This is a genomic window from Sulfurimonas sp. (assembly GCF_041563495.1).
In the GTDB taxonomy this organism is placed as follows: Bacteria; Campylobacterota; Campylobacteria; order Campylobacterales; family Sulfurimonadaceae; genus Sulfurimonas.
Genome location: NZ_JBFFMZ010000016.1, coordinates 1 through 19,461 on the forward strand (window position 1 = coordinate 1; position 19,461 = coordinate 19,461).

Below are 19,461 nucleotides of genomic sequence, written 5' to 3' on the forward strand. Positions count from 1 at the left end.
ATAAATGGCTAAAGCTGACGTTATAGAAGTTGACGGCAAGATTATTGAAGCATTACCAAATGCAACTTTCCGTGTTGAATTAGAAAATGGACATATTATTTTATGTCATATCGCAGGTAAAATGCGTATGCACTATATTAAGATACTTCCGGGTGATAAAGTGAAATTAGAGTTAACACCATACTCTCTTGATAAGGGACGTATAACTTACCGCTACAAATAAAAAAGAGTAAACGCTCTTTTTTATTCCCACTTAAACCTGGTCATAGGTAAACCCAAAGAATTTCCCCATTCTAGTAAAGAAGCTTCATAGAGTTTAGTATTTTTAAATCCCATATGTTTATATAAAATGTAGAATTCCATACTGGCTGTAAAAACATCATCACCATAGACTATAACTTCATCACTTTTTTTAAGACCATGCCCATATATATAAATCTCATCTAGTTCTTTTTGTTCTCTTAGTGTTGTGTCTCTTAAAAACTTATCTTCATAATGACTTGATTTTGCATATGATATATGTCCGATTGTCCTGATTTTATTCGAACGCTCTGTTCCATAGTACATTTTAGGAGATCTGGCATCCAACATAGGAGTTGTTGCAAGGTTATTTTGCACACTCTTAAGAGTTGCTAAAATATTTTGGTTTACTTTAATAACCAAATTTCCTTCTTCGTGAGCTTCTGATTTTTTAGAAGAGGTTAATCGTTCATTTTCAAATACCCATGACATATATCCGCCGTCTAAAATACTCAGGTTTTCAAAACCGCTGTAAAGAAGAACAAAAGCCAAATAACTTGTATTTAAAATACCTTTTTGTGTGTTATGAGCATATATAACTACTTTAGAGTCTTGGTTTATTCCAAGATTTCGTAATTCTTGTCCTATGATTTGAGGTGAATCCATAAGGGAGTAAGGGTTGTTTTCTTTTTTAATAAACTTGGTCACATCACAGTATATAGCACCCTGGATATGACTTGTTTTATAAATTGCTGAATCGGCTACATCGATGATGATTAATTTTTTGTCTTCAAGTAAATGTTTCAGTTCGCTCGGTTGTATGAAAGCGTCAGATGCAAGAAGTGTTAAAAAGCTTAAGCTTAGTATTAAAAAATATTTCATAGTTAACTTAAAATATTTGTTTATTTCTAAATTCTGATATCTCAGTCTCAACCATTTCGTTTATCATAATGGTAAAAAGGTCTGAAATCAGATTTGGCGAAACATCCAATGCAATAGCCCTATGGCGTACTTTTTGCATGATGAATTCAATACGATCTTCAGCCTTTACTTCATCAACACTGTTTTTAAATTTTGCAGCTTGGCGGATAAGATGGCTACGTTCAGAGATTAAATCTACGATTTTATCGTCAAGGATATCTATTTCTGTTCTGACTTCTTCAAGTGAATTACATTTTTTCATATCTGTTTCCTTTTATTATTAGAAATGTTATCCTAAAAGAGATAAGATTTCGTTAACACTTTAGTAACTATTAAAATATATAATATATTTACGATTCTCCATGTATGGTCTTAACTTGACTCTAAGGCTATACTTCAACCTCTCTCTCCTGAGGGTTGACTATTTCAGTTTTTTGATTTTAACACAGATATCTTTTTAGATAGATTGTTGCGCTCGTTTTCATCTTTACTATTTTTCTTAGCCTCATTCAGCCAAAACACAACACTTCTTTTATAACCATAAAAAGAAGCTAGGTCAATCATCTCTTTTCTTGTCTTGGAGCTTAGATTTTCTTTCATAAGAGCAGCACATAAAAGTTTAGAAGTCGGTTTTGATATTTTTGATATTTGTGCATCAGCTTTAGAGAACTCTTTTGTACTGATATATGAAGCAAAATCTTTATATTCTTTATCAAGATTTAAAAGTTGCAATGAGTTCATGTTCAGAGTTATAAGATGATAGTAGGCATCTAGAGTTTTGTCATTGATCAAATCCGCAATATTATTATATTTTTCACAACTGTCTTTTAAGCCGACACTGATGTTCAATGCACACTCACCAAGGTAGATGCGAGAGAGCATGGTTAAGTCAGCACTTTGTTTTGCATGTTCTACGGCTCTGTTTAAATCATTTTTTGCCAAAGCATCGTTTGAGCTGAGAAAGTTCTTTATGTATGAATCAAAAGCTGAAGTACTTTTGTACTGCCACTGATTTGGCGGAGATTTAAAAGAACAGCCACTGAGCAGTAATAAACCGATGGATAGTAAAGCTATTTTTATCATGGCAAAGTCACCTCACTTTTTGCTTCATCCTGCATAAGAGCATCTACCTTGTCCATAATCTGGTTTGATTTTTGGACACTGACTGATATCTGTTCTTTTAACTCGATGAGATCTTTGTCATAAGTTCCGACTGCTTTAACTGTGCCATCGAGTGCATCCAGTTTTTGCTTTACATCTTTCATAATCACATCAAGCTCTTTTATCGCCGAGGAAGCCGGATCCATGATATTTGAATCAAGGGAAGATGTGGTTTTTGAGATATTTTTACTGATTGTATGAAGTTCTTTCATAATCTCAGTAGTCTTGTTTAGAGATGCAATGATGTTTTTTGTCGATTCCTTATCACCAGTAATGCTGCTAAGAATAGAATCACTATTTGATAGTTTGGATGTGAACTCTTTAATATTTTGCATTGTTTGTTTTAGATTAGAATCGTCTCTTGCAATATCGGAAGTAATGGAATCTATGCTATTAATAATGTTGATTATTTTATCAACTGCGGGTTCTAGTTTTAATATCATGTCATTGATATCGTCGTTTTGCAGCATCTGCAGTTCTGAATCTGCTTCAAGAACCTCATTGTCAATCGCGGAATATACTTCGATGTGAGCAGAACCTATAAGCGGTTTGATAATCATCAATACACTTCCATCTGTTATCCATCTTCTGTTATTCTCATCTACGGAAAAAGTCATGTAGACAGTTCCATCATCGTTTAGTGAGATATTATCTATGACACCTATATCAAAACCTGAAAATTTAAGCGGCATCCCGACACTGAAAAATGAAGCGCTTTCTGTTGTAAAATGATAGTTATACCTCTTGTTAAATGTTCCCTTGTCTTCAAGGAGCAGGTATAAAAATGTGCTTATAGTTATGAAAAGTGTAATAACAAAAATACCTACTGCAAGTTTCATTTTACTATATTGCATGAGGATCCCTTATAGTGAATTTCGTTTGAGACAGTGTCTAGGATTAAAATGTTTTTTTTAACTTCCAACTTCTGTATTGTAGCTACTACCGTCTCTATATCTCTAAGATTATCGATTAAATGAAATGGAGAGACTATTATAACATTCATCTCTTTAGTCATCAGCGCACGAATAAGAGAGACACAAAATACCTCATATGTGTCACATTGGTTCAGTCGATTTAAGCTGATACTTTCGAGTTCTATTTTTTTAAGTTGCTCTTTTGCTTCTTCTTGAGCCTTCTTTGTCGGCATATGCTCATGTACTTCTTTGATTAGAGCAATATTCTCAAGCATATCAAGGTTGGATATAAGAGGCGTATTTTTAGAAATAAGAGAGTACTCTTTTTCACTTAGCAGGTAGTCACCTATCTCATAGTAGCGATCAAAAAGTCTTACAGTGATTGCAGTAGTAATGATAACACCTCAATAAAAAATAATGCGATAAAAAGCTTTACCATCCCGTTTAAAACGGAGATAGGAATCGCTGTATATGCATTTGTGGTCTTAAGCCCGCTGTATATAGGGATAAGCATTGTAACGAACCCAAAAGCCATACTTTTAACCAGCAGGACTACCAGATCTTGAACCTCTATAGCACTGATTAGCAGATATTTATAAGTGTGAAAATCCATATTCATGTAAAAAAGAGTAAACACATAACCGCTGCTGAGCATAATCACCGCAAACAAAATCGAAAGTGAGACTGCGCTTATCATACCGCTGATTATTCTTGGCAAAAACAGATAGTCAATGAGGTCTATTTTATACTGCTTTAATGTATTTAGTTCTTTATTTACATTCATGACTGCAATCTCAGTATTTACTGCTGTTCCGGAGCGAAGAGAGATAAGCAAGGCAGTAAAAAATGGAGAAAACTCATCTATAACAAAGGTAATGATAATAGAGCCGATTTCATCCTGCAGGCTGTACTCTGTTGCCAAGACAATAACAACTCCGATAATTACCGAGCCAAAAAGAACAGCCATAGTAGTAAAGAGAGGGATGATTTGAACAGTCGTAAAATAGATCTGTTTGGTAAGAACCATCTGCATGGCAGGATTATAACTGCCCGGCTGAATCATATGAAACAGACATAAAGATGTAAACTTCAGTGCTTCATTCAACGATGACAGTGCGCTGATAGTTTTATCACCGATATCCTCAATAAATCTTAAAACCACACTCACTCTCCTAATTTGAGTTATTATCCTATATTTTGCCTTAGTGTTTGGTATAATTTTTATAATTTGTTTTGCAGCAGGAGTTACTTTTGAAAGATAATTTTGTAAACCTTGCATCTATGACGCAAAAAGAGTATAAAAGCTTGGATGAGAATCTTGAAATCATGTATGGATACGGTACTACTTTATTTGGAAAAGTAATGATTGCAGCTGCTTCAAAAGGTATTTGTTTTTTAGCTTTTGGTGAAGATGAAGAGAAGTTATTTGCGGAGTTACAAAAGAGCTGGAAAAATTCCGTGATGATCAGAGATGACAAAAAATGAACGAATATCTAAAAAACATATTTATAGACAGGAAAAAAGTAAACCTATTTGTAAAAGGAACGGATTTTCAAATAGATGTTTGGAAAGCTTTGTTAAATATTCCATATGCAGCCCTGAGTACATATCAAGATATCGCAAAGTCTATAGGCAGACCAAAAGCAGTCAGAGCAGTCGCAAGTGCGATTGGTTCAAATGATATTGCTTTTCTTATACCTTGTCACAGGGTCATCGCAAAGAGCGGCGCTATGAGCGGATACAGATGGGGTATTGATAAAAAGAAGATTTTACAAAAATATGAAAAAGACAAATAAAATATACGAGATTTATAAACTGCTTTATGAAGCTTACGGTCCTCAGGGATGGTGGCCTTTTGTAAACTACAAGGGAGTAAATGAGTCTAAAAATGGAAACTCTGAGGGTTATCATATACTCGATTACTCTTTTCCAAGAGATATTGATGAAGTATTTGAAGTTTGTCTGGGTTCGATTTTGACCCAAAACACAAGTTTTACATCTGTAGTAAAATCTCTTCATAACTTAAAAGAGAAAAATGCACTCACTCCTAAAGCTATAAAAGAGATGGATATTGATGAGTTAAAACTTGCCATAAGACCATCAGGATATCATAATCAAAAAGCGAGATATATTTTAGAGTTTATTGCTTTTTTTGAAGCACTTGAAGAAAAAATTCCAACTAGAGATGAGCTTTTATCGGTTTTAGGAATCGGCGAGGAGACTGCTGATTCTATACTTTTATATGGATATAATACGCCTGAGTTTAAGATAGATGCTTATACAAAAAGAGTGCTGTTGGAACTTGGACTCATAGATGTAAAGGCAAAATACAAAGATATGAAACAACTAATGCAAGACTCTCTAAAAGAGTGCATAAAAGATGACAAAGAACTGCTAATAGTGTTTCAAGAGTTTCATGCGCTTATAGTAAACCACTCTAAAGAGTTTTATTCTAAAAAACCTTACGCTGTAGGCTGCTTTTTAAAAGAGAAAATATTGTGAACATAAGATTACTTGATAGAAACAACAACGTGGCAATACTTCTTGCAGGTATATTTGCCATAATAGTGGGAGTTGGTGTTGCCAGATTTGCTTTTACTTCACTTTTGCCGAATATGCTCGAAGGTTTTTTAACGCTTACTTTTGCCGGTATTCTTGCATCTTTTAATTTTGCGGGATATCTCAGCGGTGCTATATTTTCCATCTTTATCAAAGATATAAATACAAAAGTCAAGTATTTTAGAATAGGAATGTTTCTTAGTGTCTTGACTACCTTTGTCTTAGCGACTACAACAAATGAGACACTATGGCTAGTCTCCCGCGTGGTTGCAGGTTTTGGTTCGGCAATGGTTCTTATAGTGGGCGGCGCTTTGGTTATGGTAAAGCTGAACTTTGAAGACAAGACAAAAGCTATGGGCATACACTTTAGCGGGATAGGTTTTGCCATACTTGTGAGTGAGCTGATAAGTCAGTATGCGCTTAGAGAGGGAACTTTCTCAGATGCGTGGATGGCTTTGACGATTTTTGCATTTGTCATATCATTTTACTCAGTTTATATACTCTCTTTTGACAAAACGCTAAAACAAGAGGCTGTGAAACACAAACTCTCAAAGTCCATCTTTTCCACTTATGTTATCTTGTTGATCTTGGCTTACTTTACCGAGGGAGTAGGTTTTGTTGTTCAGGGAACATTTTTACCCGACATCATCAACTCGCTTAAAGGGCTTGAGGGTTATGGAAGTGTCGGTTGGTTGATAGTCGGGATTGCAGGTATCCCTTCTTCTATCATCTGGATGCGCTTGGCTCATAACTATGGAAGTCTGAATATTATTATCGCCGCTATGGCACTACAGGTTATCGGCATCTTGATTCCGGCTTTTAGTACAAATATCTATCTTAACCTGCTTAGCGGTGCTTTGTACGGAAGCACTTTTATCGGGCTTGTAGCTCTTTTTATGCATCTAGGAGGAAAGTTGGCTGGTAAAAATCCTGTTGTTCTCATGGGTTCAATGACAGCCGCATACGGCATAGGGCAAGTCGGAGCACCTCTTTACAGTGTCGCTCTTATTGAGTATTTTGGAAATTACAACTCCACTCTTTATGTGACAGCAGCTATAGTTTTTAGCGGGATAATATTTTTAGTTTATGCGAAGAAGATAGAACCTTCTCACACCTAAGATGCAAGAAGATAATTGATTAGAATTTAGCGTTTGGAATAGGGTAGCTCTCAACAACAAAGTCAATGTCTTTGTCGCCTCTGCCACTTAGATTGACTAGGATGGTCTGCTCGCTGTTCATTGTTTTTGCAAGCTTCATCGCATAAGCTACGGCATGAGCTGATTCTAGCGCAGGGATGATACCTTCAAGCTGCGAGAGCTTATAAAAAGCATCTACAGCTTCTTCATCATTACAAAGACCTACAGTTGTTCTGCCTATGGCCTGCAGGTGTGCATGCTCAGGTCCGACAGAAGGATAATCAATACCGGAACCGATAGAGTAAACGGGAGCTGGCTCACCATCAGAATCTTTTAGCATTATAGAGTTAAATCCGTGCATCACACCCTCTTGGCCATAAGTAAGAGTTGCGGCATGTTCACCTAGTTCTTCACCTATACCCATAGGCTCAACACCGTGAAGTTCGACTTCTTTGTCGTCAATAAAACCTGCGAAGATTCCCATAGCGTTTGAACCTCCGCCAACACATGCAACTACTGCATCCGGCAAGTTCTCTTCATGTTCTTTAAACTGTTCTTTTGCTTCATGTCCTATAACTGATTGAAAGTCTCTTACCATCATTGGAAAAGGATGAGGTCCGACAACACTTCCGATGCAGTAAATAGCAGTATCAGCCTGAGGTACATAACTCTCAAACGCACTGTCTACTGCTTCTTTTAAAGTACGAAGTCCATGAGTTGCAGGGATGACATTTGCACCAAGGATCTTCATGCGGACAACATTGGGATGCTCTTTTGCAATATCTACTTCACCCATATGAATCTCACATTCAAGTCCAAAATAAGCTGCCGCAGTTGCAAGGGCAACACCGTGCTGACCCGCACCTGTCTCTGCTATAACTTTTGTCTTGCCAAGATGCTTTGCAAGTATGACTTCAGCCATACAGTGATTTAGTTTATGTGCACCTGTGTGGTTTAGATCTTCTCTTTTTAGGTATATTTTTGCACCGCCGCAGTATTCAGTCAAATTTTTAGCAAATGAGATAGGAGTGGGACGTCCCTGATAGTGCTTTCTTACATATTTAAGTTCTTCGATAAACTCAGGAGAGTCTTTTAGTTCATTGTATGCTTGAGTGATGTCTGCAAATGGTTTCTCTAACACAGGCGGTATAAAAGAGCCGCCGAATTTTCCAAAAAATCCGTTTTCATCCGGAGTTGATTCTAAGTAAGATTTAGACATGAAAGTTGTTCCTTTTTTATATTTGGAACAATTATAGTTAATTTGGCTTGATAATTTTCTTTATCTCTTTAGGAATATGTGCAAAGGGAATGTTTTGCATTCCTAGCTTTGCACCGTCTGCATCTGTAGCCATAACATCCAGACTCATTGCGGTAGGATAGTATCTTATAGCTTTATAAGATATTTTTTCAATCATAAAGTTTATTTTTTTATCTGAGAGTTCGACGCTTTTTTTCTTCTTAGCCATTTTTACTCCTTGATGTAGATACCGGTATCTTTTATTTCTATTTTACCGGCATCCACTAAAGCTGTAAGTGAACGTTTAAAATCTTTTTTACTAAGACCGAAAATATCTTTGATAAGTTCTGAATCACTTTTGTAGTTGTAAGGCATGATACCATTGTTCTCTTTTAAAAGTTCAAGAACTTTATCTGCTGAGCTGCCGCTTTTTTTACTGCCTGGTTTTCTAAGGTTGAGGTCAATGTTTCCATCTTTTCTTATTGTTTTTACAAAAGCCTTTTTTCTATCGCCAAGGTTTATGTTTTCAAAAATCTCATTGTGATATATTAGACCTTCGTATTTATCTTCTACGATACATTTGTAGCCAAGCGGAGTCTTAGAGATGATTAAGATGTTTACTTCATCGGCAATTTTGATGCCTTTGACTTTTCGCTCAAAATAATCACCGAGTTTCTCTGTTCCTACAAGACGGTGAGTTCTCTCATCGTAGATCACTCTTAAAAATCTTTTTTCGCCGACTTTAAAAGGTGTCTTTTGAAACATATTTGGTACTAAAAGGTCTTTACTTAAACCCCAGTCCATAAATGCTCCAAAAGATGCAGTATCTATAACTTCAAAGAGTGCAAACTCGTCGAGCATAGCTTTTGGTTTTAGTGTTGTAGCTACAAGTCTGTCTTCTGAATCAGTGTATAAAAAGACATCTACAAGTGTTTTCTCTTTCATCTCTGGTGTGAGATACTGTCCTGGTAGAAGTACATCATTTCCATCAAGCGCCATCAGGTATGCACCCGGAGTTGTCAGTCTATCTATAAGAAGGGTGTTGATTTTACCTAGTTCTAGGTATTCGTTTTGTCGCATGGTGTTTCCTTGGTTATTCCGTTATTTTAGTCTATGTGATTTTCCACATAAATTATTGGTGACATTATATCTTTATTTTCTTTTTTTGTATTCTTCCAAAAACTCTTTTGCGTTATCACCTTTTAGGTAGTTGACGGTAGTTAAGAGCCCGTCACTCAAATATCTTGCCTTATACCCCTTTAGCGTCAAAAACATTCTTGCAATGTTCGATCTATCGTTGTGAGGGCATACAGTTACGATTAATTTACTCTTATCCAACTCGTTTAATCTGTCGGGAAGTTCATTCAGAGGGATATTCTTTGTAAATTTTAAATTCCAAAGTTCAAACTCTTCATGAAACCTTATATCAATGACCTGAACTGTTCCTTCTTCGAGCATGTTTAGCATCTCGACTGTTTTTATCTTCATAGCTGTTTTTGATTCATAATCAAAACTCTTTAAATATGTATCAAAATTTTGAGCACTGACTAAAGTTGTAAAAAATACGAGTATAAATAAATATTTTCGCATCGATTCTCCTTTTATGTATAAACCAACTATTTATTATACATCAAACACTCTTGCATCATTGGTGCTAAAGTCTCGGCATTTACATCGCCTGTTATTGTAACGCTTGTTCCGTCTTCTGTTTTGGATACTTCAATTTTTTCAATTTTTTTCATTATCTCTATGTCGCATGAACATTCACATGCTCCATCTTTACATGCTTCAATCTTACTGCTTATATCCTCAGTTTTAAATCCGCTTAGATTAGCCTGTATTCCATTAAGTGTATTTTTTATTTTAAACATTTTAAATCCTTTTTTTAAGTCAGTGATAATAAGACCACCAAAAGAACAGGTGGGGTTACAATTAGACCAAACTTTGAGTAAGACCAGAAGCTGATTTTAACCCCTTTTCTATTTAGTGTGTGTAGCCAAAGAAGGGTTGCCAGTGAACCAAACGGTGTCATTTTAGGTCCTAAGTTACAACCGATTATGTTTGCATAGATCATCGCTTCATTTGCAATGTCGACCAGTGCGATGTCCATTACCATGATAGTCGGCATGTTGTTCATAAAAGCACTTAAAAATGCTGCTAAAAAACCTGTCCCGACAACCGCAACTACTTCGCTTTGAGAGTTCAGGTAGACAAGTATCTCAGTTATGTAGTCAGTAAGTCCGGCATTTTTTAAACCGTAAACAACTATGTATAGACCTAGTGAGAACCATACAACCTGCCATGGTGCTTCTTTTATTATCTGTTTTGGTTCTACGGTTTTAGTCATAGATGCAATGAGTAAAAAGAGAACTCCACCGCCAAGAGCAAAAACTGATACAGGAACATTGTACGCATCTCCTATGAAATAACCGCTAAGCAGAAGTGCTAAAAAGAACCAGCTAAAGTTAAATAGGCCCTGATGTTTTATGGCATCGCTTGGTTTTTTAAGAAGATGAATATCTACAGTTTGAGGTATGTCTTTTCTTAGGATGATCCAAAGAACAGCCATACTAGCAATAACACTTACAAAATACGGAATAATCATATTTGAGAAAAACTGAGCAAAGCCTATGTCAAAGTAGTTGGCAGTTACTATGTTTGTAAGGTTAGAAAATACAAAAGGCAGAGATGCGCTGTCACTGATAAATCCGCCTGCAAGTAAAAAAGCCAAGATTGTCTTAGTGTTCAGACGAAGGATGTTCATCTTGGCAAGCAAGATAGGTGTTAAGATAAGAGCTGCCCCGTCATTTGCAAAAAGAGCCGATACTATAGCACCGAGAATTATAGAGTAGACAAACATCAGATGCCCGTTTCCATGGGAGAGTTTTGCCATCTTCAGTGCCGCCCACTCAAAGAAACCTATCTCATCAAGCACCATAGAAAGTATGATTATCCCTATAAAAGCGAGTGTGGCATCCCAGATAATGTCAAAAACAATAGCCACATCGCCAATGCTTACCACGCCGACAATAAGTGCCACTACCGCGCCGATTACGGCTGTTGTTCCTATTTGAAGGCCTCGTGGCTGCCAGATAACAAAAATGAGTGTGATAAGAAATATGATAGATGCCAGTAACATTACAGACCCAGTTCCATTCTTACTATCGGTGTTAGTTCCATTTTAATCAGTTTTAGAGTCTTCTCAAATGCCGAGTAATCTTTACCGTCTGGGTCTTCATAGCCAACGTGAATTACTTTAGTTATTTTAGGAAAGACAGGACAAGACTCCATCGCGTTGTCGCAGACTGTCACGACAAGGTCAAAATCTATATCTATGACTTTATCAAGAGTTTTTGAGTGGTAATCATCTCTCCATAAACCATTTTCTTCTAAAACTTTTTTTGCATTCGGATTTACTTTCCCGCTTGCTTTTACACCTGAACTCATGGCATCTACACCATCAAGATATTTGTTTAGCACAGCCTCTCCTATGATAGAACGACAGCTGTTTCCGGTACATAATATTAAAACTTTTTTATTCACTTTTACATCCTTTATTCAGTTTTGGTAATTTTACTTCTGAGAAACTTATTTCTTTTAGTATTGATTGTCTAAACTCATCAAGAGGGCTCTTAATAGAGTAAAACGCCCATCGACCACGCCTGTCCACTTTCAAAAAACCGCCGTCTTTTAAGATTTTCAGATGCCTTGAGATGCGGGACTGGATCATGTTAAATGAGTTTTCTATGTCACAAACGCACACCTCACCGTTTTGGTTGATAAAGTTTAGTATTTCCACTCTGGTCTCATCATTTATTGAGCTGATAGTTTTTAAAAATATTTCCATTATAAAATTTCCTTTTGCTATAAAAATGAAATAATAGCATAATAATTTAATATATCAAGATATATTGATGTATTGCAAAGGACATTTGACTCTGAACAAGAAAAAGTTGATTCTAAATTAGATATAATTACGACCATGAACAGAAGACACTTTTTAACGACTATATCATTATCACCAGTATTTGCAAATGATTATTTTACCGACTCCAATGATATATATCTTTCATATCAAGAGTTTGTTACTCTAAAGGTTTTAAATAAAAGACTTAAGAGATTGCGTAGGTTTATAGGATATGGCAATTTTAATATTGTTTCATTTAAAGATGCTCTTTTTTATGGGCGAAATTATTCTACAATCGGTCTTTTTACAAAAGATGAACTTGCTCTTGTTGATAAGCTTTTTTTAGAAAACCCTGAACAATACGGTTTTTTTGGAACTAAAACGTGTACGGATATAAACAATAAGATTTCAGCAAAAGATATTATAAAAGTTCCACATACAGGACATTATCTCTTTAAAGGCAAACCGGTAGAAGATTATAGCAAGTTGAAAAAAGACATAGGACATACTCTTGTTTTAACTTCAGGTGTAAGAAATGTCGTAAAACAGTTAAGTCTTTACTGCAATAAACTCTATCATAATGGCGGTAATATTACACAAGCTTCTATTCAAATCGCACCTCCTGCATATTCTTACCACACTGTCAGCGATTTTGATGTCGGCAGACGCGGATGGGGATATAAAAATTTTACAGATGCTTTTGCCTCTACACTTGAGTTTAAAAAAATGAAAAAACTTGATTATATAAGTATGAGATATAAAAAGAACAATAGTGATGGGGTACGGTTTGAACCGTGGCATGTTGAAGTTATATAGTCTGTTTTTTTTACTTTTACTGCCTCTTGTATCTAATGCTCAAAATGGTTTTGAATTTAACCTGATACAAAAAGGCAAACAAGATAAAAACACCCTTCTTGTGGTCGGCGGTATTCAAGGCGATGAACCGGGCGGATTTTTATCTGCATCTCTTCTTGCAACTCATTATGAGATAACAAAAGGTTCAATCTGGATAGTCCCGAATCTTAATTTTTACAGCATCATCAAAAGAAGCAGAGGCCCTTACGGCGATATGAACAGAAAGTTTGCCAAACTATCTAAACAAGACCCCGAATATAAAACGGTTGAGCGAATCAAAAATTACATTAAAGACGATAATGTAAAACTGATAGTAAATCTTCACGATGGAAGCGGTTATTATAGAAAAAAGTATGAAGACCATATGCACTCACCAAACAAATGGGGACAGTGCTCAATAGTAGACCAGGCAAATATTGATGCCCCTGTTTACGGAAACCTTGAAGAGATATCATCTAAGGTTGTAAAGCATGTAAATAATAATCTCATTAAAAGTGAAGATATTTATCATGTTCACAATACAAGAACAAAAGAGGGTGATAAGGAGATGGAAAAATCTCTTACTTATTTTGCCATCAATCAAGGAAAAGCTGCTTTTGGAAATGAGGCTAGTAAAAACCTCCCGACACATAAAAGAGTTTACTACCATCTTTTAGCCCTAGAGAAATATATGGACATTATGGGCATAGAGTACAAAAGAAAGTTTACACTCGATCCAAAAGGTGTTTATAGAGCTATAAATGATGATATTTATATCTCTTTATATAATGAAAAAATCAAACTGCCTCTTTCTCAAATAAGAGATATTGTAAAATATTTTCCTATCAAAAAAGATGGAGTGCTGGATTTTAAGGCTAGTAATCCATTGCTTACAATTATCAAAAAAGACAATACTTATGTGATTCAGTATGGAAACAGAAGACTCTCAAGACTTAAAGCGGACTATCTTGATATAGATTATGAGCATAGAAGTGTAAAATTAAAGATAGACGGAAAATTTCAAGATGTTAAGTTTGGGTCACTAGTGGATGTAAAAGAGAGCTTTTTAGTTCAACAAAGCAATGGCTATAGAGTAAATGTCATAGGTTATACAAACAAGAATAAAAGAGAAACCGGCGTTGAGATAAAAAGTAAAGAGATACCAAAACACTTCTCTCTTGATAGAAAAGGCACTATTTATAGAGTTGAATACTACACACAAAATAAATTTGCCGGTATGGTTTTGATTAAATTTAAAACTTAGTTTTTTGAGCAAGTAAAAAGAAAAGTTCACTCCGATAATATACGAAAATATTATATAAAAGGAATGAATATGTTTAAGATTATTGTAGAAAATGAGTGTGGATGTTTTAGAAAAAGTGACTTACAAAATGGAATTGAAATAGCTTCTAAAGATGACGCTCTTATGAAATCAATCGAGATGAGAGATCACATGAATGATGAGTTTTGCGGTAAACATGACTTTAAAGTTCAAGAAGCCGGAAACAATTTTGTTATTGCTTTTGCAGAGTCAACAAGCAATGGCTGCTGCGGCGGTGGATGTGGAAGTCACTAAGACTTCCGGCATCTCTTCTTACTCTCTATCATAAAGATAAAATTTATTATGTTTTATTATTGAAGTCAACTCTTTGCCATATGCTTTACCCAACTCCGAATAACGATCCAGCTTTTTTACAAGCCTGTACGGATTATCTGTTTTCATTCTGAGTCTGCGAAACTCTTTAAAATAAGGCGAACGACCTAGATTTTTATAGTAGTCTCTCACGGAATCTTCTACGGATTCATACTTTTTAATCCAAATAGTCTTAGAACCTCTTTTCTCACCCGCTGCTATTCTTGAATCATTTTTGTTAAATGACCAGATGCCAAAAACATTGTTGGCCTTACGAAAAAACCTTGACGTTGCCCATGCACTCTCCATGGCCGCCTGAGCAATAGCAATACTTTTTGGGTGTGGTTTTAAAGCTAGGAGTAAAGCTTTATCTGTTTTAACTTTATAGATTTTTTTAAGATCTGAGATTTCATCTCTATAGTACTTATCATTATTTATGTAGTGCGATACTTCTATGTATTGTGTCTCTAGTTCATCATAAACAGTGTTTACGGCAGGCACTATGAGTTTACGGAAGTTTTCTTTTTTCTCTTGTACGGTTAGTGATTTTGATTCTTTTGCCATTAGAGTGTTTGATAATAGGAGCAGTGTTAAAAAGGTGTAAATTCCAAAAAATCTCATATCAAAAACTCCATATTTAGTTTGTTACAATATGCACCAAGCATCGCTTTTTCAAAATCATTGTTTGTAGAATATTGGTAGCCGAAAGTCTTGCTCCACATCTCATGCTCTTCCATACAAAGATAGAAGAAAACACCACTGTGCCAAGGAGTGAAACTTTCATAAGCGTGTTTAAACATCTCTACTTTTATGGAATCAGGATAAGAACTTTTACCGCTTGCATCTACAAACGGCATCTGTGTTATCTTACTTTTAAACTCTCTGTCTCTGAGCTGTTTGATTACGGGTTTTATGAAAGTAAGCGTGCCAAAGCTCACAAGTGCTACTTCTACAGGCTTAAACTCTTTTAGAAGTCTCGTATAAACATCTGCGTAATCATTCAGATAGTTTTCATACTCTACTATCGGGTGAAAGTGAAAACCTATTTTAACACCTTTGTCCGCTACGGCTCTTGCAGATGCCAAACGTTTATCAAGAGAAGCACTCAGATGCTCTTCGTTTTCTATGATAGTCGGAGTGTTAAGCGACCATGTACATAGTATGTTGTTAGGTACTTCATTTTCTAAAAGGTATTTTATATTGTCAGACTTTGTTTTAAACTCTAAGATGACATTAGGGTTCTCTCTTGCAAATAAAAAAAGTGCATCCAGTATGCCTTCACGGTTTCCCCACATAAGCGAGTCGGACGCCTGACCCGTTCCAATGTGGTATGTTTTGTTTTTATCAAGGTTGAGATTTTTGAGCTTATCGGCAAAGTTGCTGTCAAAAGTGATGGTGTTTTGATTGTAAAAACTCTGAATTGAACAGTAAGAACAGTCAAAGCCGCAACTCTCAACAGCATCGAGAGTTAAAAGATTACAGCATCGCGTCTTCTCAGATGCAACAGGACAAAGTCCAAGACCAAAGCCTTCTTTGGCTTCTGTCTTAAAAGTGAACTTCTGCTCTTTCGGTATGTTCTTTAATTCAAAGTTTTCATAAGAGTTAGGTTTGTTTCTGATATCTTCATAAGCTTTGCGAAGTCTTGTAAAGACTACTTTTTTTTGATTATGCTCAGGAAAAATCTCTACTATACTCTTCTCATCCCAGATGCTAAGGTCTCTTGCAATATCTATAATTTGTTTTATCTCTTGATGAGAAAATTTCAATTGGAGTGATCTGTTTTTTATAAACTCTTGCTCGTTTGAAGGGAGTTTCAGAAAAAGTGTATTTTTAATGGAATCATTAAATTTGTTTAAATATTCATTCATGGTTGAAATTTTAGCAAAATCTTCACTAAAACAATTTTATGATTTTATTTCTATTCTGTTTCTGCCGTTTTCTTTGGCAGTATATAGGGCTTCATCTGAGAGTTTTATCATATCTTCAAGTGAGTTTGATGAACCAAAATAAACCCCAATAGAAACAGTGTAAGTAATAGTATGTTTATCTGTTCTAATAATGTTGTTTTGAAATTTATTTCTTATCTTCTCAAAAAGTAATCTTACATTTTCATATGTAATATCATCAAGAAGTACACAAAACTCTTCACCTCCAAAACGTGCCATTAAATCAGAAGTCCTTAGATTCTTGTCTAATATTCTTTTTGCTTCTTGTATTGCAACATCACCTGTATCATGTCCGTACACGTCATTAATATTTTTAAATTTATCTATGTCTATCATTGCAACTGCTAAAGGAGCTTCATGTCTTTTACTTTTTGAATATATATACTCTGCGGTATCAAAAAAGTACCGTCTGTTATATGCTCCGGTTAAGAAATCTTTGTTGGCCATATCTTTTATCTGTCCAAAGAGCTCTAAAAGTTCTAGATTTGCATTTATTCTAGTTACAATTTCATTATGTGTAAATCTTTTGTTTAAAAAATCGTTTGCACCGACTTTTAAAAACTTACTTATTACGTTTTGCTCTTCTACAATACTAATCACAATTATCCCAAGTTGGTCTTTTTTGTACTTTTCCCTTAATCTGAATGTAAGTTCCAAGCCATCCATGTTTGGCATCTCGTAATCTGTGAGAATAAGAGATATGTTTTTGTTGTTATCCAATATCTCTAATGCTTGAGCACCGTCACAGGCTTCGGCTACTTCTAATTTGATTTTTTTTAAACTGTCTTTTAAAATTTTTCTATAAATGTCTGAATCATCAACTATTAAAATTGTTGTATCATAGTTTTTTAATGTTCTGGATATATCTGTTACCGCACATACTATGCCAGATAAGTCATTTTTTGAGATAATATTAATGACATCTTTATTTAATAATGCGTTTTGTATTTTTTCATCAACTATATCAGTAAATATTACAGAAGGTATATTATAAAAACTTGTAAGTTCAACAATTTCTTTATCTTTAGCATCTGGAAGATGTATATCCAATAAAGCAGCATGAAACTTACCTTGATGTTCTATTACAAGATTCATTGCTTCTTTATAAGTACGGGCATAGAATGGCTCAATATTATTGTGTTTTTTAATTTCTTGTTTTAACAAAGTTAAAATTTCATGATTGTCATCAACTACTAAGACTTTTTTCATTGCTTACACCTAGAATAATTATATTAACACTGATTATACCTATAAATATTAAATTTTGTGTGAAGTTCTTATGATTATATTGCATATTGCCATTTTTTTAGGGCTGAATAACTATCCATGTTAAAGTTTTTAATAATTATTTAGGAGAGTATATGCTTTTGGGTAAATGTCCATATTGTGATGATGGAATAATTGAAGTTAGAGATAAAGAAGTAAGCGGCAAAAAAGTAAAACTTTATGCCTGTTCAAACGCTAAGTGGGTAACAGAAGATGGTGAGATGTTTGAACTGGCAACAGACGCCACTTGTGATTTTAAGATTTGGCAAAACACACTATCTAGATATGGAAAATGGCTTTCATATAAAGAAATAAGAGAACTTCTTGCAGGTGAGTCCATAGAAGTAGAGATGCTAAGTAAAAAATATGGAAAAAAAGTTTATTACAGTAAATATATAACGCTCAACCAAGAGTATGGAGTAAGTGTAATATGGGATTAATGTGAAAAATACAGTGAAAATTCTATAAAATATAGACCAAATATTAAGCGTTTAATAAATCTTTTACATTTTTTTGGATACAATCCTCGTCCGCTTTGCTGTTTTAACATAATAGTTGAGTATTTCTATCTTTATATACTATATATAAGAGATAAAAGTATTGGCAAGCTAAATTGTTCTCGTCGACAGACGTAGCTTCAGTGACTGAACAAAAGCCGGACTAATTCGGATTTTGTGGGAATAATAATTAACTGCCTACATGCAGCAAAGATAAAGATAAAAGGACTTTCAATGAAAGTAAGAGCTTCAGTAAAGAAGATGTGTGATGATTGTAAAGTTATCAAGAGAAAAGGCATTGTAAGAGTAATCTGCAAAGTTAAAAAACATAAACAGAGACAAGGATAACCATGGCTCGTATTTCTGGTGTTGATTTACCTAAAAAGAAAAGAATAGAGTATGGTTTAACATACATCTATGGGATTGGTTTACACGCTTCTCGTCTAATTTTAGACGCAACGGGTATAGACTATAACAAAAGAGTTTTCGAATTAAACGAAGATGATGTAGCTGCTATTACTGCAGAGATTCGCGCTAGCCATATGGTAGAGGGTGATCTTCGTAAAAAAGTTGCTATGGATATTAAGGCACTTATGGATTTAGGTTCATATCGTGGTCTTCGTCACCGTCGTGGTCTTCCATGTCGTGGTCAAAAAACTAAGACAAATGCGCGTACTCGTAAGGGTAAACGTAAAACTGTCGGCGCAGCATAAGGATTAACGGATGGCAAAAAGAAAAGCTGTTAGAAAAAAAGTAGTAAAGAAAAATATTGCTCGTGGTATTTGTCATATCGCGGCATCATTTAACAATACTCTTGTAACTATTACAGATGAAATGGGTAATATGATTGCTTGGAGTTCTGCAGGAAGCCTAGGCTTCAAAGGCTCTAAAAAATCTACTCCATTTGCGGCTCAAGCAGCTGTTGAAGATGCTGTAGCTAAGGCACAAGTACATGGTATAAAAGAACTTGGTATTAAAGTTCAAGGTCCTGGTTCAGGTCGTGAAACAGCAACTAAAGCTGTAGGTGCTATCGAAGGTATCCGTGTTACATTTATGAAAGATGTTACACCATTACCACACAACGGTTGTCGCGCACCTAAGCGTCGTAGAGTTTAAGGAGATTACTGATGGCAAGATATAGAGGTCCAGTAGAAAAAATCGAAAGAAGATTCGGTGTAAGCCTTAACTTAAAAGGTGAGCGTCGTTTAGC

The 19,461-nt window shown here is 35.1% G+C and carries 29 protein-coding genes and 1 pseudogene; 13 read left to right on the top strand and 17 right to left on the bottom strand.

Annotation, left to right across the window (positions count from 1 at the left end; genetic code table 11):
- Positions 1-4: 4 nt before the first annotated feature.
- Positions 5-223 carry a translation initiation factor IF-1 gene (gene infA / locus ABYK18_RS11445; RefSeq protein ID WP_013326041.1) on the top strand — a complete coding sequence of 73 codons (219 nt, stop codon included), beginning with the start codon at positions 5-7 and terminating at the stop codon, positions 221-223.
- A gap of 20 nt (positions 224-243) precedes the next feature.
- Here infA and ABYK18_RS11450 read toward each other — a convergent pair whose 3' ends face one another.
- The 6 genes from ABYK18_RS11450 to ABYK18_RS11475 all read right to left on the bottom strand — a co-directional run bounded on the left by ABYK18_RS11450 (position 244) and on the right by ABYK18_RS11475 (position 4,398).
- On the bottom strand, positions 244-1,122 hold the full coding sequence (locus tag ABYK18_RS11450) for a sulfurtransferase (RefSeq protein WP_373036812.1): 879 nt from the start codon (positions 1,120-1,122) through the stop codon (positions 244-246).
- Between the two features lie 7 nt (positions 1,123-1,129).
- Positions 1,130-1,423 (bottom strand): chorismate mutase, encoded by a 294-nt coding sequence (locus ABYK18_RS11455; RefSeq protein WP_373036813.1) that lies wholly within the window; start codon positions 1,421-1,423, stop codon positions 1,130-1,132.
- A 164-nt stretch (positions 1,424-1,587) separates the two neighbouring features.
- The gene (locus tag ABYK18_RS11460) at positions 1,588-2,244 is read right to left on the bottom strand and encodes a hypothetical protein (RefSeq protein ID WP_373036814.1); all 657 of its coding nucleotides are present in this window, start codon (positions 2,242-2,244) and stop codon (positions 1,588-1,590) included.
- Complete coding sequence (locus tag ABYK18_RS11465) at positions 2,241-3,176, bottom strand: MlaD family protein (protein WP_373036815.1); 936 nt, start codon at positions 3,174-3,176, stop codon at positions 2,241-2,243. Before ABYK18_RS11465 ends, ABYK18_RS11460 begins: the two co-directional genes overlap by 4 nt.
- Positions 3,158-3,511: a hypothetical protein gene (locus tag ABYK18_RS11470; RefSeq protein ID WP_373036816.1), complete on the bottom strand. Its 354-nt coding sequence runs from the start codon at positions 3,509-3,511 to the stop codon at positions 3,158-3,160. Before ABYK18_RS11470 ends, ABYK18_RS11465 begins: the two co-directional genes overlap by 19 nt.
- Positions 3,512-3,609: 98 nt before the next feature.
- Positions 3,610-4,398, bottom strand: a complete 789-nt coding sequence (locus ABYK18_RS11475) for an ABC transporter permease (protein WP_373036817.1) — start codon at positions 4,396-4,398, stop codon at positions 3,610-3,612.
- 89 nt (positions 4,399-4,487) lie between these two features.
- Between ABYK18_RS11475 and ABYK18_RS11480 the strand changes: the two genes are divergently transcribed.
- The 4 genes from ABYK18_RS11480 to ABYK18_RS11495 are packed head-to-tail and all read left to right on the top strand — an operon-like array spanning position 4,488 to position 6,913.
- Positions 4,488-4,721, top strand: a complete 234-nt coding sequence (locus tag ABYK18_RS11480; protein ID WP_373036818.1) for a hypothetical protein — start codon at positions 4,488-4,490, stop codon at positions 4,719-4,721.
- On the top strand, positions 4,718-5,032 hold the full coding sequence (locus ABYK18_RS11485) for a methylated-DNA--[protein]-cysteine S-methyltransferase (protein WP_373036819.1): 315 nt from the start codon (positions 4,718-4,720) through the stop codon (positions 5,030-5,032). Before ABYK18_RS11480 ends, ABYK18_RS11485 begins: the two co-directional genes overlap by 4 nt.
- Positions 5,016-5,738: an endonuclease III domain-containing protein gene (locus ABYK18_RS11490; protein WP_373036820.1), complete on the top strand. Its 723-nt coding sequence runs from the start codon at positions 5,016-5,018 to the stop codon at positions 5,736-5,738. Before ABYK18_RS11485 ends, ABYK18_RS11490 begins: the two co-directional genes overlap by 17 nt.
- Positions 5,735-6,913, top strand: a complete 1,179-nt coding sequence (locus ABYK18_RS11495) for a YbfB/YjiJ family MFS transporter (protein WP_373036821.1) — start codon at positions 5,735-5,737, stop codon at positions 6,911-6,913. Before ABYK18_RS11490 ends, ABYK18_RS11495 begins: the two co-directional genes overlap by 4 nt.
- A gap of 19 nt (positions 6,914-6,932) precedes the next feature.
- Here the strand turns inward: ABYK18_RS11495 and trpB are convergent, their stop codons facing one another.
- The 8 genes from trpB to ABYK18_RS11535 form a co-directional block, all read right to left on the bottom strand.
- A complete protein-coding gene (gene trpB, locus ABYK18_RS11500) occupies positions 6,933-8,150 on the bottom strand; it encodes a tryptophan synthase subunit beta (protein WP_373036822.1) in 1,218 nt (405 codons plus the stop codon).
- Between the two features lie 37 nt (positions 8,151-8,187).
- Complete coding sequence (locus tag ABYK18_RS11505) at positions 8,188-8,397, bottom strand: hypothetical protein (protein ID WP_373036823.1); 210 nt, start codon at positions 8,395-8,397, stop codon at positions 8,188-8,190.
- A 2-nt stretch (positions 8,398-8,399) separates the two neighbouring features.
- Positions 8,400-9,248, bottom strand: a complete 849-nt coding sequence (locus ABYK18_RS11510; protein ID WP_373036824.1) for a S1 RNA-binding domain-containing protein — start codon at positions 9,246-9,248, stop codon at positions 8,400-8,402.
- A 72-nt stretch (positions 9,249-9,320) separates the two neighbouring features.
- Positions 9,321-9,758, bottom strand: coding sequence for a rhodanese-like domain-containing protein (locus ABYK18_RS11515; RefSeq protein WP_373036825.1), 438 nt, complete (start codon positions 9,756-9,758; stop codon positions 9,321-9,323).
- A gap of 26 nt (positions 9,759-9,784) precedes the next feature.
- Entirely contained in the window at positions 9,785-10,039 is a 255-nt protein-coding gene (locus ABYK18_RS11520; protein WP_373036826.1) for a hypothetical protein, read from the bottom strand.
- A 14-nt stretch (positions 10,040-10,053) separates the two neighbouring features.
- Complete coding sequence (locus ABYK18_RS11525; protein WP_373036827.1) at positions 10,054-11,307, bottom strand: arsenic transporter; 1,254 nt, start codon at positions 11,305-11,307, stop codon at positions 10,054-10,056.
- On the bottom strand, positions 11,307-11,711 hold the full coding sequence (locus tag ABYK18_RS11530; RefSeq protein ID WP_373036828.1) for an arsenate reductase ArsC: 405 nt from the start codon (positions 11,709-11,711) through the stop codon (positions 11,307-11,309). The genes ABYK18_RS11525 and ABYK18_RS11530 overlap by 1 nt, the downstream gene beginning before the upstream one ends.
- Entirely contained in the window at positions 11,704-12,015 is a 312-nt protein-coding gene (locus ABYK18_RS11535) for an ArsR/SmtB family transcription factor (RefSeq protein WP_373036829.1), read from the bottom strand. Before ABYK18_RS11535 ends, ABYK18_RS11530 begins: the two co-directional genes overlap by 8 nt.
- 72 nt (positions 12,016-12,087) lie before the next feature.
- Here ABYK18_RS11535 and ABYK18_RS11540 point away from each other — a divergent pair, with 72 nt between their 5' ends.
- From ABYK18_RS11540 to ABYK18_RS11550, 3 genes are all read left to right on the top strand, one after another.
- The gene (locus ABYK18_RS11540) at positions 12,088-12,891 is read left to right on the top strand and encodes a D-alanyl-D-alanine carboxypeptidase family protein (RefSeq protein WP_373036830.1); all 804 of its coding nucleotides are present in this window, start codon (positions 12,088-12,090) and stop codon (positions 12,889-12,891) included.
- Positions 12,851-14,173 (top strand): M99 family carboxypeptidase catalytic domain-containing protein, encoded by a 1,323-nt coding sequence (locus ABYK18_RS11545; RefSeq protein ID WP_373036831.1) that lies wholly within the window; start codon positions 12,851-12,853, stop codon positions 14,171-14,173. The genes ABYK18_RS11540 and ABYK18_RS11545 overlap by 41 nt, the downstream gene beginning before the upstream one ends.
- A 69-nt stretch (positions 14,174-14,242) precedes the next feature.
- Entirely contained in the window at positions 14,243-14,485 is a 243-nt protein-coding gene (locus ABYK18_RS11550; protein ID WP_373036832.1) for a hypothetical protein, read from the top strand.
- A gap of 18 nt (positions 14,486-14,503) precedes the next feature.
- Here the strand turns inward: ABYK18_RS11550 and ABYK18_RS11555 are convergent, their stop codons facing one another.
- Genes ABYK18_RS11555 through ABYK18_RS11565 form a run of 3 tightly spaced genes read right to left on the bottom strand, consistent with a single transcriptional unit; the run spans position 14,504 to position 17,697 of the window.
- Entirely contained in the window at positions 14,504-15,163 is a 660-nt protein-coding gene (locus tag ABYK18_RS11555) for a glucosaminidase domain-containing protein (protein WP_373036833.1), read from the bottom strand.
- Positions 15,160-16,410, bottom strand: coding sequence for a radical SAM protein (locus tag ABYK18_RS11560; protein ID WP_373036834.1), 1,251 nt, complete (start codon positions 16,408-16,410; stop codon positions 15,160-15,162). The genes ABYK18_RS11555 and ABYK18_RS11560 overlap by 4 nt, the downstream gene beginning before the upstream one ends.
- Positions 16,411-16,446: 36 nt before the next feature.
- Complete coding sequence (locus tag ABYK18_RS11565; RefSeq protein WP_373036835.1) at positions 16,447-17,697, bottom strand: diguanylate cyclase; 1,251 nt, start codon at positions 17,695-17,697, stop codon at positions 16,447-16,449.
- A 152-nt stretch (positions 17,698-17,849) separates the two neighbouring features.
- On the opposite strand from ABYK18_RS11565, the gene ABYK18_RS11570 reads away from it, so the two are divergent.
- From ABYK18_RS11570 to rpsD, 5 genes and pseudogenes are all read left to right on the top strand, one after another.
- On the top strand, positions 17,850-18,194 hold the full coding sequence (locus ABYK18_RS11570; protein WP_373036836.1) for a hypothetical protein: 345 nt from the start codon (positions 17,850-17,852) through the stop codon (positions 18,192-18,194).
- 291 nt (positions 18,195-18,485) lie between these two features.
- Positions 18,486-18,599, top strand: coding sequence for a 50S ribosomal protein L36 (gene rpmJ / locus ABYK18_RS11575; RefSeq protein WP_008338806.1), 114 nt, complete (start codon positions 18,486-18,488; stop codon positions 18,597-18,599).
- A 2-nt stretch (positions 18,600-18,601) separates the two neighbouring features.
- Positions 18,602-18,964 carry a 30S ribosomal protein S13 gene (rpsM, locus tag ABYK18_RS11580; RefSeq protein WP_373036837.1) on the top strand — a complete coding sequence of 121 codons (363 nt, stop codon included), beginning with the start codon at positions 18,602-18,604 and terminating at the stop codon, positions 18,962-18,964.
- Between the two features lie 10 nt (positions 18,965-18,974).
- Positions 18,975-19,367 (top strand): 30S ribosomal protein S11, encoded by a 393-nt coding sequence (gene rpsK, locus ABYK18_RS11585; protein ID WP_373036838.1) that lies wholly within the window; start codon positions 18,975-18,977, stop codon positions 19,365-19,367.
- A gap of 11 nt (positions 19,368-19,378) precedes the next feature.
- Positions 19,379-19,461 (top strand): annotated as a pseudogene (rpsD, locus tag ABYK18_RS11590) (30S ribosomal protein S4); the annotation flags it as partial.

Excerpts from the sequence above, each read along its gene's own strand:
- ABYK18_RS11505 (WP_373036823.1), bottom strand. The coding sequence starts at position 8,397 with ATGGCTAAGAAGAAAAAAAGCGTCGAACTCTCAGATAAAAAAATAAAC.
- rpsK (WP_373036838.1), top strand. The coding sequence starts at position 18,975 with ATGGCAAAAAGAAAAGCTGTTAGAAAAAAAGTAGTAAAGAAAAATATT.
- ABYK18_RS11520 (WP_373036826.1), bottom strand. The coding sequence starts at position 10,039 with ATGTTTAAAATAAAAAATACACTTAATGGAATACAGGCTAATCTAAGC.
- ABYK18_RS11555 (WP_373036833.1), bottom strand. The coding sequence starts at position 15,163 with ATGAGATTTTTTGGAATTTACACCTTTTTAACACTGCTCCTATTATCA.
- ABYK18_RS11535 (WP_373036829.1), bottom strand. The coding sequence starts at position 12,015 with ATGGAAATATTTTTAAAAACTATCAGCTCAATAAATGATGAGACCAGA.
- rpmJ (WP_008338806.1), top strand. The coding sequence starts at position 18,486 with ATGAAAGTAAGAGCTTCAGTAAAGAAGATGTGTGATGATTGTAAAGTT.
- ABYK18_RS11525 (WP_373036827.1), bottom strand. The coding sequence starts at position 11,307 with ATGTTACTGGCATCTATCATATTTCTTATCACACTCATTTTTGTTATC.
- ABYK18_RS11565 (WP_373036835.1), bottom strand. The coding sequence starts at position 17,697 with ATGAAAAAAGTCTTAGTAGTTGATGACAATCATGAAATTTTAACTTTG.
- ABYK18_RS11450 (WP_373036812.1), bottom strand. The coding sequence starts at position 1,122 with ATGAAATATTTTTTAATACTAAGCTTAAGCTTTTTAACACTTCTTGCA.
- ABYK18_RS11510 (WP_373036824.1), bottom strand. The coding sequence starts at position 9,248 with ATGCGACAAAACGAATACCTAGAACTAGGTAAAATCAACACCCTTCTT.
- infA (WP_013326041.1), top strand. The coding sequence starts at position 5 with ATGGCTAAAGCTGACGTTATAGAAGTTGACGGCAAGATTATTGAAGCA.
- ABYK18_RS11550 (WP_373036832.1), top strand. The coding sequence starts at position 14,243 with ATGTTTAAGATTATTGTAGAAAATGAGTGTGGATGTTTTAGAAAAAGT.
- ABYK18_RS11465 (WP_373036815.1), bottom strand. The coding sequence starts at position 3,176 with ATGCAATATAGTAAAATGAAACTTGCAGTAGGTATTTTTGTTATTACA.
- ABYK18_RS11570 (WP_373036836.1), top strand. The coding sequence starts at position 17,850 with ATGCTTTTGGGTAAATGTCCATATTGTGATGATGGAATAATTGAAGTT.
- ABYK18_RS11545 (WP_373036831.1), top strand. The coding sequence starts at position 12,851 with ATGGGGTACGGTTTGAACCGTGGCATGTTGAAGTTATATAGTCTGTTT.
- ABYK18_RS11485 (WP_373036819.1), top strand. The coding sequence starts at position 4,718 with ATGAACGAATATCTAAAAAACATATTTATAGACAGGAAAAAAGTAAAC.
- rpsM (WP_373036837.1), top strand. The coding sequence starts at position 18,602 with ATGGCTCGTATTTCTGGTGTTGATTTACCTAAAAAGAAAAGAATAGAG.
- ABYK18_RS11455 (WP_373036813.1), bottom strand. The coding sequence starts at position 1,423 with ATGAAAAAATGTAATTCACTTGAAGAAGTCAGAACAGAAATAGATATC.
- ABYK18_RS11460 (WP_373036814.1), bottom strand. The coding sequence starts at position 2,244 with ATGATAAAAATAGCTTTACTATCCATCGGTTTATTACTGCTCAGTGGC.
- ABYK18_RS11560 (WP_373036834.1), bottom strand. The coding sequence starts at position 16,410 with ATGAATGAATATTTAAACAAATTTAATGATTCCATTAAAAATACACTT.
- ABYK18_RS11490 (WP_373036820.1), top strand. The coding sequence starts at position 5,016 with ATGAAAAAGACAAATAAAATATACGAGATTTATAAACTGCTTTATGAA.
- trpB (WP_373036822.1), bottom strand. The coding sequence starts at position 8,150 with ATGTCTAAATCTTACTTAGAATCAACTCCGGATGAAAACGGATTTTTT.
- ABYK18_RS11515 (WP_373036825.1), bottom strand. The coding sequence starts at position 9,758 with ATGCGAAAATATTTATTTATACTCGTATTTTTTACAACTTTAGTCAGT.
- ABYK18_RS11470 (WP_373036816.1), bottom strand. The coding sequence starts at position 3,511 with ATGCTTGAGAATATTGCTCTAATCAAAGAAGTACATGAGCATATGCCG.